Annotated in this window: 12 protein-coding genes; 7 read left to right on the top strand and 5 right to left on the bottom strand. The window is 41.2% G+C overall.

Annotated features, from left to right (window positions below):
* The first annotated feature begins 367 nt into the window (after window positions 1-367).
* Complete coding sequence (locus BUB08_RS04440) at window positions 368-1,027, top strand: hypothetical protein (protein WP_072999307.1); 660 nt, start codon at window positions 368-370, stop codon at window positions 1,025-1,027.
* Window positions 1,014-1,658 (top strand): hypothetical protein, encoded by a 645-nt coding sequence (locus BUB08_RS04435; protein ID WP_072999305.1) that lies wholly within the window; start codon window positions 1,014-1,016, stop codon window positions 1,656-1,658. Before BUB08_RS04440 ends, BUB08_RS04435 begins: the two co-directional genes overlap by 14 nt.
* Before the next feature lies 1 nt (window position 1,659).
* On the opposite strand, the gene BUB08_RS04430 is transcribed toward BUB08_RS04435, so the two are convergent.
* The 5 genes from BUB08_RS04430 to BUB08_RS04410 form a co-directional block, all read right to left on the bottom strand.
* Window positions 1,660-2,304 (bottom strand): HAD family hydrolase, encoded by a 645-nt coding sequence (locus BUB08_RS04430; RefSeq protein WP_217651558.1) that lies wholly within the window; start codon window positions 2,302-2,304, stop codon window positions 1,660-1,662.
* Window positions 2,305-2,331: 27 nt separating this feature from the next.
* Entirely contained in the window at window positions 2,332-3,822 is a 1,491-nt protein-coding gene (locus BUB08_RS04425) for a TolB family protein (protein WP_072999301.1), read from the bottom strand.
* 64 nt (window positions 3,823-3,886) lie between these two features.
* Window positions 3,887-4,885, bottom strand: a complete 999-nt coding sequence (locus BUB08_RS04420; RefSeq protein ID WP_083570582.1) for a GntR family transcriptional regulator — start codon at window positions 4,883-4,885, stop codon at window positions 3,887-3,889.
* Window positions 4,885-6,153 carry a DUF6786 family protein gene (locus BUB08_RS04415; protein WP_083570581.1) on the bottom strand — a complete coding sequence of 423 codons (1,269 nt, stop codon included), beginning with the start codon at window positions 6,151-6,153 and terminating at the stop codon, window positions 4,885-4,887. Before BUB08_RS04415 ends, BUB08_RS04420 begins: the two co-directional genes overlap by 1 nt.
* Before the next feature lie 118 nt (window positions 6,154-6,271).
* The gene (locus BUB08_RS04410) at window positions 6,272-8,053 is read right to left on the bottom strand and encodes an L-fucose isomerase (protein ID WP_139249618.1); all 1,782 of its coding nucleotides are present in this window, start codon (window positions 8,051-8,053) and stop codon (window positions 6,272-6,274) included.
* A 287-nt stretch (window positions 8,054-8,340) separates the two neighbouring features.
* Between BUB08_RS04410 and BUB08_RS04405 the strand changes: the two genes are divergently transcribed.
* The 5 genes from BUB08_RS04405 to BUB08_RS04385 all read left to right on the top strand — a co-directional run bounded on the left by BUB08_RS04405 (window position 8,341) and on the right by BUB08_RS04385 (window position 17,186).
* Complete coding sequence (locus BUB08_RS04405; protein WP_072999300.1) at window positions 8,341-8,946, top strand: RNA polymerase sigma-70 factor; 606 nt, start codon at window positions 8,341-8,343, stop codon at window positions 8,944-8,946.
* Window positions 8,947-9,009: 63 nt separating this feature from the next.
* Window positions 9,010-10,125: a FecR family protein gene (locus tag BUB08_RS04400; protein WP_139249617.1), complete on the top strand. Its 1,116-nt coding sequence runs from the start codon at window positions 9,010-9,012 to the stop codon at window positions 10,123-10,125.
* A gap of 182 nt (window positions 10,126-10,307) precedes the next feature.
* Window positions 10,308-13,562, top strand: coding sequence for a TonB-dependent receptor (locus tag BUB08_RS04395; protein WP_072999856.1), 3,255 nt, complete (start codon window positions 10,308-10,310; stop codon window positions 13,560-13,562).
* Window positions 13,563-13,580: 18 nt separating this feature from the next.
* Window positions 13,581-15,032: a RagB/SusD family nutrient uptake outer membrane protein gene (locus BUB08_RS04390; RefSeq protein ID WP_083570579.1), complete on the top strand. Its 1,452-nt coding sequence runs from the start codon at window positions 13,581-13,583 to the stop codon at window positions 15,030-15,032.
* Window positions 15,033-15,416: 384 nt separating this feature from the next.
* Entirely contained in the window at window positions 15,417-17,186 is a 1,770-nt protein-coding gene (locus BUB08_RS04385; protein WP_217651557.1) for an arylsulfatase, read from the top strand.
* The last annotated feature ends 22 nt before the right edge of the window (window positions 17,187-17,208 follow it).

Here is a 17,208-nt window from a genome sequence, read left to right as displayed (position 1 = left end):
TTGGCAAACACTTTACAATTTTGAAGACAGCAGTTTGGTGTTCAGAAAAAACGATAAAATAGAAGCTATATATCTAATATTTAAACAAATGAAATCGACATCTAACAATTTATTATCTTTCATACCCGCACAAATTTCACAAGTATTATTGCCGTGCCGAATTCAAAACATTTAACACGCATGTTTTAATACCGCACTGATTTTTTTGTGCACAACAGAATTCGATATTATAACGAATAAAAAAGATGAAAGCAGACAACCGATCCGAAGGTGAAGGCAGGCTGCAAAAAATAAAAAGCCTGAAACTAGCTACGTTAAGCCAAATTTGCTTATTTTTATAATTCCAAACGATACATATATTACAAGCATGAATTCAAACTTAAAACGAGACCAGATTCCCCCGGTGCAAGCAGAAAACTGGGTTTTAAACATGGGTGAAGAAGAAAAACTCACCTTTAACCTGATGGTTCCGCCGATTGTGCTGCAGAAAGAAACCTATAAAATTCTTACCGGGGAAAACGAAAACAGAATCAGAGTTTACCTTGGTCTCGAACCGGAAAAAGAAGGCAGTAAATTTGTTTTATGTGCATACGCGGTTTCAGCTTTTTTGATGGGCAGCGGAGAAGTATTCAGAGATTATGAAAATCCGGTTTTCAAACTTCAAAAAGAAAATCAGAATAAATCCGTTGAAACAAAAACTGTTATTGACAATATAAAACGTTACCAAAAATGGCGTTCAGGGGAGCTTGACGAACAAAATGAATGGGCCAGATTCAGAAAATTTATCTATCCCAAAGCTTACCTGCTCAGTAAATACGAACTGCACGAAATTTTTACCATGCAGAATAAAGAGGAAGCGCAAATTAGTTTCGGCATTTCCAAAACAATGAATGCAATGGTTTACCCCACCGTAGAGGAAGAACGAGCTGCTAACCAACAAACTATGGTTTTTGATTTTAGCGCTCCGTGCCCACCTATTTGTGACGAATCAAGCATTTACAGTTCCGAAAAAAATGTTTCTGATTAAACACATCTGGCTGGTTAATTTTGTTCCGCTTCTTATTGGCAGTTTATATTATCGAAAATTTGACAAGTCGCTAAAGGTTTTTTTCCTCTTTGTAGTTTTCGGAACCCTCACAGAAGTAGCTTCAAAAGTAGGCATTTACTTTTTCGATATTAAAAACACAATGCCGGTGGGACATATATACATTGCAGGCGCCTGCCTGTTTACGGGCTTATTTTACCTGTATGAACTGGGTACTTTCATAAAAAAAGGAATAACTATCGGGCTCATTGTTTTTGTCGAAAGCATAGTTATTCTCAATTTTCTTTTTTTACAAAGTCCACACTCGTTTCCAAGTATTTCGGGAGCTTTTGTAGCAACGCTGCTGGTTACGTTTTCGGTACTGCTGTTCTCAAAAATAATGGTGGAAGGAAAAATAAAGAAACTCCATGAAGAACCTGTGGTGTGGCTAAATTCGGCCATACTTATTAATTATTCCAGCAACTTTTTCTTCTATATTCTTTACAATGTGATTTTAGGATTTTCGCGGGAGTTTTCTATTCGAACAATCAGTTTCTTTACACTAATCAATGGTATTTTTTACATTTTAATAGCCATTGGATTTAGCAAAGCAAAGAAGAAGAAAAAACAGTAATTTAGGAATTCAAATGCAGCAGCATGGCAAGTTTTTCCATGCTGAAAAATGTTGTTGCTTCCAACTTTTCAAACTCGCGCCGGTTGTTTTCTTTTGCAAAGGCGAAAACATTGAATCCGCCATTTTTGGCTGCTTTTACCCCGGCAATGCTATCTTCTATTACCACACATTCGTGCGGTTTAAAACCCATCTCACGTGCCGCATACAAAAAGATTTCAGGGTCGGGTTTCCAGCTGCCAATATCGTACGAGCTAAAAATCCGACCGGAAAAAAAGCCAATAAGCCTGGTAGCTGTTAAACTCAGCTCAATCTTCTCCCTGGGACCACTTGAAGCCACACAAAACGGAACAGTCAGTCGTTCTAATATTTCTTTGACTCCTTTAACCGGAGCCAAATCAGTTTCAAAAGCTTTATATGTTTTTTGGCGAAAATGCCTCTCAAAATCTTCGGGCAAATTACACCTGCCCTGTTTTTCGATGTATTCCATGATGCTTTTCAACGACTCTCCCGAAAAATGTTCCATGGCATAATCCAGGTCAATGAGAACTCCCAAATCCTTTGCCATTTCAACCATCACTTTATTGGAAATGATTTCACTGTCTATCAGCACGCCATCGTTATCAAAAATAACACAATTGTACTTCATGATTCAATTTTTCAATAGCCACAACTTTCAATAAGTGTAACTCACAAACGCCACTTTTTTGGAATCGGGACTCCACGAAGGCACATTAATGGTGCCCTGCCCTCCGTATAGAAATGCAACAGTTTTTATATCCCCACCGCGTGCAGGCATCAACCGAAGCATTACGCGCTGGTTGTGTGGATGCGACCCCGCAGGAACTTCCGGCAGATAGGAAATCATAATCAACCACTTACCGTCGGGCGACGGGTGGGCAAACCAATTCTGAAACGCATCATTGGTCACCTGCTCCTGCCCTGTTCCGTCAGGGTTCATTCGCCAAATCTCCATTTTGCCGCTTCTTACCGAATTGAAATAAATGTACTTTCCGTCAGGTGAGTACTCCGGACCATCGTCCAATCCGTCTGCTGTGGTCAGCCGAATCTCTTCTCCGCCTCCTGCCGAAATTTTGTATACATCGTAATTTCCATTTCGCTCGGCACAATAAACCAGCCATTTATCATCGGGCGACCAGCCGTGCCAATAAGAAGGCCCGTTCGGGGTAATCCGCCGGGGAATTCCTCCTTCAAGAGGAACGGTGTAAATAATCGACTGCCGGCGTCCGTTTTCTTCTGTGTGGTGACTAATCGCCATCGTTTTCCCGTCGAAAGAAATGCCATGGTCGTTATTGTTGGAAGAGGCAAAATCCGTGTCTATCTCTTTGGGCACTCTCTTCTTCAAATCAAAATGGTACAATTTCCCATCCGAATTGTAAACCAGAAAATTTCCATTGCGCGACCAATTGGGGGCTTCAATGTGTTGATTTGTTTCGAAAACCACGTTGCGATTACCGGTTTCAATATTAAGTATTTCGAGGCGGCTGGGAGAAGGCGACTGGTAACCATCGACATCCTTTTGGGCTGGTTTTTCAATGCGCACATTCCAAAACATTGCTTTTTCAATCACGTCTTCGTTGTGAGAACAGATAAACATTCCGGCAAAAACCGAAGATGCCATTTCCAGCGTTACTCTTCCAACCTCCACCAGAGGCCGGCCATTGTTCGAAACTCTGAAAATAAACTCGTTCCCTGCCCTTTCTACCTGCACAAACTGCGGTGCTTCTATTGCAGAGGCAATCTCCCGGGTTTCTCCGCCCTTAGTCGTCCGGTATTGCAATGAAGCAAGCCCGTCGCCATGAATTGCACCATCCATATAAACAGCGTCTTCGTTCTTCGAGTTGCGAATCATCAACCCTATTTTTCGGTGAGGATCAGCTCCTTCTCCCAAAAATTTCAGATTAGCTGAAAGGATAAAATCACCTTCTGCTTCCTGCGAAACAAAATAAAATTCATCCCGCTCGAACCAGGTATTGTATCCGGCTCCTTCCAAAATAAACTGCTGATTCTTTTTATCAAACTGAAAATTACCGGTCAGCTTCGGATTTCCCACATCGACACCAGAATAGTTTTGAAACATTTGTTGCGCCTGCATTGAGCCATTTATTAAAATGAAAAGTGCTGCAAAAAACCAATATTTCTTCATAGCGAATAGTTTTATTGGTTTGTTTCGTCTACTTCAGCAATAATTACAAATGCCTGTAAACGATTTAAACCGATTCCCTCAAAATTAAAGAAGTTGGCAAAACCTTCGCTATTTTTTGTCTGTTTTTTGCAAAAGAAGCAGCCAGGCTCCCCATCTCCGAGAAGTCGGTGGTTATCACCGAAATTCCGTTGCCAACAATTTGTTTCATGGGCGTGTCGTTGTAGGAAAGCACGCCAACATCTTTCCCGAGAATAAACCCGCGGTCGCGACTGAGTTTTATCACTTCAACCAGGTCGGAATCGCGAATGGTGAACCAAACCTGACCTTTTTGAAGTAGTGCTCCGGAGACATTTGTTACGTTTCTGAAATGCAACTTTGTTTTCTTACAAAACCTTTTTACTGCAGCAACAGTATCTGAAGGGTGAGGTGTTTCCAATTCATCGTAGACCAAAATAAATTCTTCATATTTTTGAAGTTTTTCCACACCTTCTTCCAGGCATTTTTCCACGGCAAAGTCAAAATCCTGAATTACGTAGCTCACCTCGTCAGACGCAGGATGGCCCATATCCAGAATAAACAGTTTTTTGGGATCAATTTTCTCCAGCACTGGCTCCGTTCCGCCATGATTGATATTCATTACAACATAAGCGCTGTATCGTCCCAGACTGTTCTGTACAAGCTGATTAAAAACATCGGGGTTGTAATGATGAAACAGCAAATCGACAGTGAAATTCTGCGGAAGGTTTTCCCGGAAAGACTTATACAACTGTTCTTTAAAAGCGCTAAAATCGTCGAGCAACACAAAAATCCGGAAGAAGCTGCCTTTCACAAAATACCCCCGGGTTGGTGCCGATTCAATGATATCTCTCTTTTTTAATATCCGGTAAGCTTTGAAAACAGTATCGCGCGAAAAACCACTTTCGTGGCTCAACTGGTTTACAGAAGGAAGAGAATCTCCGTCTTTTAGTGTGCCATTACCAATCGCTTCGGTAATGGAAAAAACCAGTTGCTGTATTTTTGTTTGCCCTGACTGGTCTGTTTTTTTTAACGGAATTTTTGGCACTAAAAAACGTTTTTTACTTCCTCCAGCGAAACATCAAAAATCTGTTGGCAAATTGAATTAAGCTGTTCTTCTGTTCCTTCGAAATGATACGTTGACTGAATGTACTGCCCGGTAGAATCGGGAGCCAATGCCAATGCCGGCGAAGAAGACTCCAGCTCGTAAAAAGGCCCCAACTGTCCGCCATCAGCCAATGGTCCGTCGTTGTATGCATTTACAGCATCTCCTTTGTAAGGATATTTTTGGTGTTCCCACGCCGAGTTGACATAATCTGTAGCCCCCTGGGGCACATCACATTTCACAAGCGTAAAGACTCTATTTTTTGAATCGTAGCTTCCCATAAAAGGCATTGCCCGATGGGGAGGAATCCCCAACTTGCCGCGCTGTTTTCCATCGCCCTTAAAATAAATAAGGCCATCACTTATTTTCAGCCGATCATCCGGAATCTTTCCGAAATAATCATCTTTTACAACCGGGCCATTTACTCCTGTTTTATATGGAATAATCATTGTTACCGACGGCGACGGGTTAAACATGCCAAGCAACCAGATGGAAACCAGCCCTGTTTCCTTTTTCCAAGGCTCCTGTCCGGTATTTTTTACCATGTTGGTTGTTTCGTATCCTACCCATTTTATGTTTTCCGGAACCGAGATATCAAGTTTTTCAGCAATCTGATCTTTGCCCATCAGTTCCACTTTACGGGTAAGATCGAAATTAAATTCAAAATTACTGTAGTTCTTCACGGTCATCGATTTAAGAAAAACAGCTACCGAATCGGTTGCCAAAAAAACCTCAAAAGGGTCAGTGTCAATGCAGGCAGGAGTAGACCAGTTTTCAAAATCGAATGAGCTTCCGGGTTCAAAAAACAAAGAGTACTGACCACTTTCAGGCCCCAGCCAGAAACGTTCTTCTCCTCCTACCGGATTAAACTGGGAAAGTGTTTTTTCTGAGGAGATCAAATCGTGATTAATCCATCCGTAACTTCTTCCTCCATAACCGTCAGAAGAACTTGTCATCACCCTTCCCTGGTATTTCAGGGAAAGAATCAACTTTGAATTTCCGTTTTTCAATTCGACTGTAGCAGGGTATTTCTTAAGAAAATTAACATCGTATCCGTAAGTACCTTTTTCATACTTCTCCAACGATTCTTCTTTTGGGGCTTCAATTTCAATTACTTCCTGCTGAATTTCCCCATCTGTATTTTTCTGCCTGTTTATGTTCGAACATCCCAAAACCAAACTGGCAAAAATGAAAATGATTATATTTTTCATTTTAACTGGCTTACTAAGCTTAAAAAATTTAGGATGACGAAAATACATGTATTACCCCAGAAAAAAAAGCCATACTTTGTTTTCAGGAAAAGTATGGCTTAATATTTAATATATTCTGTTATTTATACATCGGCCCAAAGTTTTGGCAGGCACGGTAGTCTGCTCCTTCTTTGTCTTCGCCAAATGCATTCCAGACACTCGGTCTGAAAATCTTGTCTTCGTCAACATTATGCATGCAAACGGGAATACGAAGAATAGAAGCCAGTGTTATCAGGTCGGCCCCAATATGCCCGTAACTGATTGCCCCGTGGTTGGCACCCCAATTTGCCATAACCGAATATACGTCTTTGAAAGCGCCTTTTCCTGTCAAACGGGGAACAAACCAGGTAGTTGGCCAGGTTGGATCGGTACGTTTGTCCAGTACTTTATGAACAGCATCTTCAATATCTGCGGTGTATCCTTCGGCAATCTGAAGCACAGGCCCCTGCCCTTTTACCAAATTAAGGCGTGACATGGTTACCGGCATTTGTCCGGCAGTTTTAAACTGACTTGAATAACCGCCTCCTCTAAAATAGCCTTTACTTCCGGGGCAAAAGCGCGTATTATCCAAACAGCGTTTCACATCTTCATCGTCAATTTCCCAGAAGGGTTTCATTACAGAATTTCCGTCTTTATCGAGGTGTTGCCCAGTAGCGTCGAGAGTTGTTGCTCCGGAATTTATCAGGTGAATAATGCCATCTTTAGCGATGCCAGTCAACTCTTTTCCGGTAACACGTTTTACTGCCTCCGCGCTCCAAAAGGTTCGCACATCTGAAAATATTTGGGCGGTATTCGAAAGCAAATGCCCAAACAGCATTGGTACAGCATTTAAACTGTCGTTTTCAGTTGCAAAAACAAATGCTTCGCGAATCCCGTTCCAATCGAACGACGTATTCATAAACACTTCCGAAAAATCTCCGTTGGGATAGTAGTCGGTCCACTGACGCTGCCCCTGGAAACCTCCGGCGATTGCATTTCTGCCTAATGCTTCTTCTCCAAAGCCGGCCTCTTTCAATTTTGGATTTCCAATCATCAAATCACGGAAAATCAGGGTCATTTTCACCACAGTTTCCCATTCCCAGTCTTTGCGAGCTCTGTCGCTCTGCATTTCCGGAGCATTGTGGTCTTCTCCTTCCACGCAATTCTCACGAGTCCAGGCCAAAGCCTTTTCATATTCTTCCTTGTCGTAAATTTCCTGATCGATACGGCGTTTCACTTCAACCATATCAACAAACTCAGTACGCATTCCCAGGTAATCCTGAAAAAAGTCGGGATTTACCATTGAGCCTGCTATTCCCATTGAAGTGTATCCGATGGAAAGGTACGATTTGCCTTTCATTTGCGCAGCGGCCAAAGCAGCTTTTACAAAGCGGATAATTTTTTCCTGTACATCTTCAGGGATGGTTTCGTCACCGGCGTCCTGCACATTGCGGCCATAAATTCCGAATGCAGGCAACCCTTTCTGTGCATATCCTGCCAACGCAGCAGCAAGATAGACGGCTCCGGGGCGCTCCGTGCCGTTAAATCCCCAAACAGCTTTTGGAATCGACGGATTGGAATCCATCACTTCTGTACCGTAGCACCAACACGGAGTTACGGTTAACGAAACTGCTACACCTTCGCGTTCAAACTGATCGGCACACATTGCCGCTTCGGCAACTCCGCCGATGGTTGTATCAGAAATCACACATTCAACCTTTTCTCCTCCGGGAAAACGCAGGTTTTCTTCAATCAAACTGGCAGCTGCTTTTGCCATGTTCATGGTTTGTACTTCGAGCGATTCGCGTATGCCTCTTTCCCTTCCGTCAATTACCGGACGAATTCCAACTTTCGGGAGCCTCCCTATCAATCTGTTAGCCATTTGTTTATTGAATTTAATATTTGTATAAAGTTTTAGAACATGCATCAGAAAGACTGTGCTGAACTGTGCTGCAATTTAGAAATTAGTTTCCATTGCAAAAAATGTTGTTGAGCATAAATCAGTGTTTACAGAACATGCAACGAGAGACACGACAAATCGTCTCCGGTACATATTTTCTACTGTATTCAGGACTAAAGAAGATGAGCCGCAATCTCTTATCTAAAAACACCAGATTTCGTTTTTTTGAAAAAAAAAGTACTTTTGAAACGATCTATTGATCATACTTGATGACAAAAGTTGTAGATAGGAGATATATCGAAAATAAATTATTATTTGACGATGAAAAAATGTTTGAATTTGTTTTCAAAGCATATTTTCCTCGTCTGATGGCTTTTGCCGGTAAATTTATAGCAGACAAAACTGAAGTGGAAGATATTATTCAGGAAGCATTTCTGAAAATCTGGGAAAAGCGGAACGAAATAAAAGCAGACACTTTTCAATCCTATTTATTTACTCTTGTCCGTAATTCCTGCATTAACCACATTAAACATCAAAAAATAGTAAACGGGCACAGCATTGAAACATGGAAAACGACTAAAGGAGAAATGCTTTACTACGCAGACTTTTTTGATGATCCTCATTCGCTGACAATCTACAATGAAATTCAGAAAGAGATTGAAACGGTTATGAATCAATTGCCGGAACAAACCAGAAAAGTTTTTCAACTCTCGCGTTTCGATGGATTAAAAAACAAAGAGATTGCAGAAAAACTAAATATCACTTTAAGAACAGTCGAAAAGCACAATACAAAAGCATTACGGCAATTCAAAACACACTTTGCTTCTGCATATCTTCTGGTTGTTACTTTATTCTCACTGATGAAAGGACTCTAATTTTTTAATAAAGGGGGGCGGTATTTTCACCCTCAATTGTATTACTATACAGAAACCAATAATATGAACTACGACGAACTTGATAAACAACAGTTGTTTCATCTGTATCTTCATGGGAAACTAACAGAAGATCAGGAATCGATATTGATTGACTGGATAAATTCGTCAGAAAAAAATCTTTGTTCATTCAAAAAGTATATATCTGACAACCAGTCCTCACAGGCATCTTCTGACGCTACAAATGATGCGTGGCGAAGATTACAGCAAAAATTGCAATCAAAATCCGTCGACACCACCACCAAAAGAATAGTATTCCCCGAATGGATAAAAATGGCAGCCATTTTCATTCTGGCTTTTCTTTTAGGAGGCACCGGGCACTACTTTTTTAACAATAAGCCGGAACCAACAAAATCTCCTCTTCTTGTTGAATACGTTGCGCCACTGGGGTCGCGTTCATTCGTAAAAATGCCTGATGGAAGCAAAATATGGCTGAATGCAGGAACAACGCTGGCTTATGAAAATAATTTTGGGGAAGAGAACCGGGAAGTTAACCTTTCCGGAGAAGCTTTTTTCGAGATTGCGAAAAATCCCGATATTCCGTTTACTGTAAAAACAAGCGACATTAATATTACCGCACTTGGCACCCAATTTAACGTAAAAGCTTATGCCGAAGAAAAAACCATTGAAACAACATTAGTTGAAGGCTCGGTAAAGCTGGAAGGGAATACGTTCAAACTAAAAGAAGATGTGATTCTTACCGCACAAGAAAAAGCAGTATATACGAAACACGATCAAGATATAGATCTAATTGACACGAATAAGAAATCGGCAATGGCAAGTGCTACTACTCAGAAACTCAAGTCTGAATTTAAAATTGTCACGTCAATTGATCCCTCTCCAATTATCTCGTGGAAAGATGAAAGATGGATAATTAACAATGAAAAGCTGGGAGCACTTTCAAAAAAACTGGAACGCAGATATGCAGTAAATTTCATTTTTGACAACGAACTGTTAAAAGACTATTCATTTGGTGGCACACTTGAGGATGAAACGCTTGAACAGGTTCTGAATGCGATTCGAGCCAGTTCTCCCATAAACTATATAATTGAGGGAAAAACAGTTTATATAATGCCTGACAAACAAAAAATGGAGAAATTTAATCACTTGCTTATGAAATAAAAACATCAAACCAAAAAAATGGGAGATCCAGAAAGACCTCCCAAAAATCTCGTGTTAATTCATGTTGCATCATATTGGCAGTATATGCAACACATTTTCAACCTTAACGATTCAAAAGTATGAAAAAAAATTTGAAGGGATTGTCTCTTCCTTGTAAACGAGACGTTAAAAAGATCTTGCTTATGACTAAACTAACATTATTTCTATCTGTGTTCCTGGTGTTACAATCATTTGCCAGCGCGTATTCACAAACGCGCCTGTCTATTGATTCACGGAATAAATCAGTTAAAGAGGTTCTTTGGGACATTGAAAACCAAAGCGAATTTCGTTTTTTTTACAACGAAGACTTTGTGGATATGAAACGAAAAGTCGGATTTGATATCGAAAACGAAACAATTTTCGAGATTATGGATCGCCTTTTCGATACCTCTAAGGTTTCATACAAAATTGCAGAGAACAACCTCATTGTAATCATTCCGGCAGAAAGCCAGCAATCAAATTCGGTGCAAGGAAAAGCAACAGATCTCGACAATAATCCTCTGCCGGGAGTAACGGTAATTATCAAAGGGACATCAACAGGAACAGTAACCAACATGGACGGAGAATACAGCTTATCCAGTATTCCCGACAATGCGATTCTGGTTTTCTCATTCATTGGTATGCACACACAGGAAGTTAGTGTTAACGGCAATTCAACGATTAATGTTGTTATGCAGCAAGATGTGATTGGAATTGAAGAAGTTGTTGCTGTTGGATACGGTACGATGAAAAAATCTGACCTAACCGGCTCTGTTGCCCAGGTAAAATCAGAAACCCTGGAATCTGTTCCTGTGTACAACATGGAACAAGCACTGAAAGTAGGTGCTGCAGGAATACGGGTCACCCAAAACTCAGGGATCCCGGGAGGAAGAATTGAAGTAAGAATTCGGGGGGGAAACTCCATGATTGGCGACAACCAACCACTTTATGTAGTCGACGGATTTCCCGTTACAGGAGGTATTGACTTTCTAAATCCGTCCGACATAGAATCTGTTGACATACTAAAAGATGCTTCTGCTACTGCAATTTACGGTTCAAGAGGTGCCAACGGAGTTGTAATTATCACCTCAAAAAGAGGCAGACAAGGGCAAAAAAGCAAAATAGAGGTGAACAGCTTTCTCGGAATGCAACAGGAAGTTAACAGGTTCGATGTTTTGAACGCAAAAGAATACGCTGTAATTGCCAACGAATGGCTTAAAAATCAGGGATTAGAACAGTACTTCAATGTAGACCAGGTACAAAACCCGGGCACCGACTGGCAGGACGTGGTATTCAGAACTGCTCCGCTTCACAACCATACAATAACTTTTACAGGAAGTTCAGAGAAAACACAATATTCTGTCTCGGGGAACTATTACGACCAGGAGGGAATTTTGCTAAATTCAGGCGTAAAAAGAGGCTCTGCAAGAATCAACCTCGACCACGAAATGAACAACTGGCTAACCATGGGAGTTAACATGCAATTATCCAGACGTGAAAGATTCTCTGTATATTCAGATAACGGATATCGTGGGCAGGGTTTATTATCGTCAGCAGCATCAGCTCCTCCAACTTTACCTGTTTATGACGAAGATGGATTACCATATCAGATTGAACAGGAATACAACTTTGGCTCTGCCGATATGAGAAACCCAATGGTATATGCAGCCAATAAAAGCCGTAGCTTCTCTAACAGTGTTTTGGGAAATGGAACGTTTAATATCAAATTCACCCCTGAGCTATCGTTCAGAACGCTGTTGGGTGTCCAGTATTCTTATGGTCTGGGAGATAACTTCACCCCAATAATTTACTCCAGCGATAGAGGCTCTGCTTCCGTAAGCAATTCGTACTCCAACTCATTTCTTAACGAAAATACACTGAGCTACATAAAAAAATTCAATGATATTCATAACCTGAATGTAGTCGGGGGATACACATACCAGACTAGTATGTATCGCAGCTCATCTATAAGTGTTAATGGTTTCGCCAACAATACTACAGAAAATTATGATCTTAGTGCTGCTGAAAATATCGGGAACCCCGGTTCCAGTTTTTCAGAATGGACTCTGGCATCGTTTCTCGGAAGGGCCAATTACTCATACAGGGATAAATACATGGTAACTGCGAGCATCAGGGCGGACGGATCATCACGCTTTGGAGCCGACCACAAGTGGGGATACTTTCCTTCGGCGGCACTCGCCTGGCGTATTTCAGAAGAATCTTTTATGCAGGATGTTACTGCAATAAACAGTTTGAAACTGAGATTTAGCTACGGTGTTACCGGAAATACAGCACTGAGTGCTTACCAATCGTTAAACCGGTTATCTTCTGTTAAATACATTTATGCAAACCAGGCCGACGTAATTGGTTTTGTTCCAACAGGTATTTCCAACAGCAATCTAAAATGGGAGTCCACCGGGCAGTTAGATGTTGGATTTGACCTGAACATCGTAAATAACAGATTACGATTTGTTTTCGATTATTATAAGAAAAACACCAAAGATCTTCTGGCATCAGTTCCGCTGCCTCCATCGGTTGGATTTGGTTCAATTCTGCAAAATCTGGGAGAAATTCAAAACCAGGGAATCGAGTTTAGTGTGAATGCTGACGTACTTCAACGAGAATTTAAATGGATTGCCTCAGCTCAAATATCTGCCAACAGAAACAAGGTTATTAAAATTGCCGGAGACAGCGACATTTTTGGTGCCGAACAGGGAGCTGCCTGGCCGAGCACAAATATTGCCCGCGTTGGTGAACCGTTGGGTGCTTTTTACGGACTACTTGAAGATGGCTTAGATGAAAACGGTTTCATCAAATATCAGGACATTAGCGGGCCTGACGGAGAACCGGACGGTGTTATCAACGCGTTAGACAGGGTTATTCTCGGAAGTTATTATCCTGATTTCATCTACGGTTTCACTTCAGATTTCAAGTATAAAAATCTCGAACTAAACATTATTCTGGAAGGAGTTTACGGAAACCAAATTTTCAATGCAACAAAAGGTACAAACCTGAATTCATTCCAACGCGGGAATAACCAGTTTAAAGATATTATCGGCAACTACTGGACAGAAGAGAATCCTGACCCGAATGCCAAATATCCAAAAATCAGTGCTGCAACACAGGTCACTGCGTCTGAACGCTTTATTGAAGACGGAAGCTACCTGAGATTGAAATCACTCAGATTCGCTTATAACCTCCCGGTTACTGCTATGGGAATGGGATTTTTCGACGCTGCACAACTGTACGTATCGGGAACAAACCTTTTTACTATCACTAAATACTCGGGACTTGACCCTGAGGTAAACACCAGGGGTTCTGACAGTGGTAATGTAGCAAACCGTTTATGGATGGGAATTGACCAGAATGGTTATCCCAATGCAAAAGTATATGCCATTGGTTTAAAACTTAGTTTCTAACCCTAAAGAAAAACAATTATGAAAAAGACAACACTATTTCTTTTAACAATCATATTCTTATCTGCATGTGAAAACATGCTGGATGAGGTCCCCAAAAGTTTTGTTTCAAAAACCAATTATTACCAAAACGAGTCTGATGCCGAAGGAGCAATAGCAGGAGCATATAGCGGGCTGCAAACAGATTTCTTTGGCATTACTTATTACCTGATGGTAGAATTACATGGCGATTTTTTAAATGGCAGGGGGTCACAAGCGCCAATTACTATTTGGAATCAGGTTTTAGATCAAACAAATATTGGCAGGTGCGCTTCCAACTGGTCTACTTTATATAGTGCAATTAACAGGGCAAATGCGGTGCTGGATAACGTTCCTCAAATAGAGGATATTAATCCGGATACTCAAAGCAAAATCATTGCAGAAGCGCATTTTCTTAGAGCCCTGTGCTATTTCGAACTGGTGCGAGGATGGGGACCTGTTCCTATTAAATTGACTGAAACAATTGATTTAAATACTGTTGAAGCACCCAGAGCTTCAGAAAGCGATGTATACGATTTGATAATCGCAGATTGTACAACTGCAGAAAGCGGGCTGGGAGAAGTAGGAGCACAAACCGGACGAGCATCTAAATGGGCTGCTAAAATGTTGCTCTCCCACGTTTATCTAACAATCGGCGAATGGGAAAAGGCTGCAAGTAAAGCGAATGAAGTTATAAACAGCGGCCCCTTTGCTTTAGTAACCGTAGATGAGCCCAATGATTTTTACAAAATTTTTGCTACTGAAACCAGTTCTGAAGACATCTTCTCAAATCATCATTCAGACACAAGGAGTTCTAGCATTCCAACGTATCTTCACAGGGCTAATAATCCGCCGTGGAACTATAGCACAAGCGGTTACTTCGGATGGGTTCCGGACACAACGACCTGGATTGGCAAGGCATGGGACGACAACGACTTCAGGAAAAGTTTTAACCTTTATACAGAGTATCAGAATGACGAAGGAGAATGGATTTCATTGCCTTCTACTGCGCCGGTGCTATTCAAAAAATTTATCACAAATACCGACGGGCTTAGAGTATTTACTGTGCCAATTTACCGGTTCACAGAAGCATTCCTCTTTTACGCAGAAGCTTCATGTATGGCAGAAGGAAGTCCTTCTGACCTGGCTTTGGAAAGGCTGAACATGATAAAAAGAAGAGCTTACGGATATGACCCTACATCACCGTCTCCTGTTGATTATCAATCAGGTATGAGTCAAATTGAATTCAGAGATGCTGTAATTCAGGAAAGAGCATATGAATTTATGATTGAAAGAAGAAGATGGTTTGATGTTAAACGAATTGGAAAAGTACAGGAAATATATGCCAAAGCAGGCAGAAATGTTCTTAACGAACGCTTGTTGTGGCCTATTCCTGAAAACGAAATTAATAACAATCCTGCCATAAACCAGGCAGATCAAAATCCAGGTTATTAGTTTAGTGTAGTTAGATAGAATCCCGGTCGTATATATTACACTGGGATTCTTTTCTTAATAACAAAATCAGGTAGTATCAAATTGTAGCTGATACCATTTTCAGCGGAAAAGACAAAATCAGTTGTTTTTGTAAACTATTTTATTTTGAGCTTAAAAATCTAAAACGATACCACAAGGCGATTCGTATAATCCTAATTCTCTGCAAATTACAAGAGACAAAAAGGAGAAGCAAGCTTACTGAGTTCTTAATAATTCTGATAACAAATTTCGTAAAGTAATCCATTATTGGTTGAACTCGGCCATGTTTTTTCAGGCGATACTCCAACACTAGCCTGAATAACGGGAGCAAAAAGTTTGTCTAAACTACAAAAGAAGGGAATCAGCGTGAAAAGACTATTAATTTCGATTATATGCCTGTTGGAAGTGGCCATTATGAAGAGTTCTTTTGCGTCAACAACTCTGGCAGGAAAGACGACCGACCGTCCGAATATCATCGTTATTTTGGCTGATGATCAGGGCTGGGGCGATCTCAGTATTAATGGAAATACAGCATTGCACACGCCCAACATCGACAACCTGGCGCGTAGTGGCGTTAGTTTTAACCGCTTTTTTGTAAGTCCGGTGTGCTCTCCAACGCGGGCTGAATTTCTGACCGGACGGCATCACCTCCGCTGCGGAGTGTACAGCACGTCTGCCGGAGGAGAACGTATTAACGCTGATGAAAAATTGATTTCCGAAGTTTTCAAACGTGCCGGATACAGAACAGCAGCATTCGGAAAATGGCACAGTGGCATGCAATACCCGTATCATCCTAACGCCCGCGGGTTTGACGAATTTTACGGATTTTGTTCGGGGCACTGGGGAAACTACTTCAGTCCTATGCTCGAACACAACGGGCAGATAACCCAGGGCAATGGGTTTATTATCGACGACTTTACAGAACAAGCCCTTAATTATATTGAAAAACACAAACATGAACCTTTCTTTATTTACTTGCCTTTCAACACTCCACACTCACCCATGCAGGTTCCTGATCGTTGGTGGAATAAGTTTGAGGAAGTAAAAATCCCGAAAGGAAATGATGATAACCACACGCGTGCAGCACTTGCTATGTGCGAAAATATTGACTGGAATGTGGGGCGTCTACTCGCTAAACTTGATGAACTTAAACTGGCGAATAATACAATCGTAGTGTATTTTAGTGACAATGGTCCAAATGGCAATCGATGGAACGGTGGAATGCGTGGAATAAAAGGCTCAACCGATGAAGGGGGTGTACGTTCTCCATTGTTTATCTGTTGGCCAGCAGGTATTGAAGCGGGTACTAAAATTCCGCAAATATGTTCTGCAATGGATTTAATGCCCACTTTGGCCGACATGGCAGGAATTAAAATTGCCAACAACAAACCTTTAGATGGAATTAGCCTGACACCCCTACTGTATGAAAATGATGACATTTGGGAAGATCGAATACTGGTGCAACACTGGAACAATCGTCTTTCTGTGCGAACACAGCAATATCGACTGGATTATTCGGGCAACCTCTATGATATGAATAATGACCCGGGACAAACCAAAGCAATAAATAACCTGAAACCGGAGCTCACTAAAACCTTACAGAAAACTGCTGATGATTTCAGAAAAAACATGCTCGAAAAATTCGGAAAAAAATTTGATAAACGGCCGTTCGTTATTGGGCATCCCGACGCAAAACACACGCAAATACCTGCCCGCGACGGATTTGAACACGGGAATATAAAACGGTCCAACCATTATCCCAACGACTCGTTTTTCAATAATTGGACGAGTATTGACGACTCTATTACATGGAACTGCGAAATTGGCAAAACCGGAACTTATAAAGTAGAATTGTTTTATACCTGCCCGACGGCCGACGTGGGGTCAACCATTGAGTTAAGTTTTAACGACAATAGACTTACTGCCAAAATAGTAGAAGCACACGACCCGCCATTAACAGGAATGGAGTACGACCGTTTTCCGCGAATAGAATCATATGTAAAAGATTTCAAACAAACAACGCTCGGCAATATCGAACTCTCAAAAGGGAGAGGAACCCTGATATTAAAAGCGCTGGAGATACCCGGCTCCCAGGTGATGGATTTTCGCCTGATGTTACTTACCCGAATTGATTAAGGATATATCATTTAAAAAGAAA

It is taken from the genome of Mariniphaga anaerophila, from assembly GCF_900129025.1.
Lineage (GTDB): Bacteria > Bacteroidota > Bacteroidia > Bacteroidales > Prolixibacteraceae > Mariniphaga > Mariniphaga anaerophila.
The sequence above is the reverse complement of the archived record's forward strand: the minus strand, read 5'-3'. Positions and strand labels throughout refer to the sequence as shown.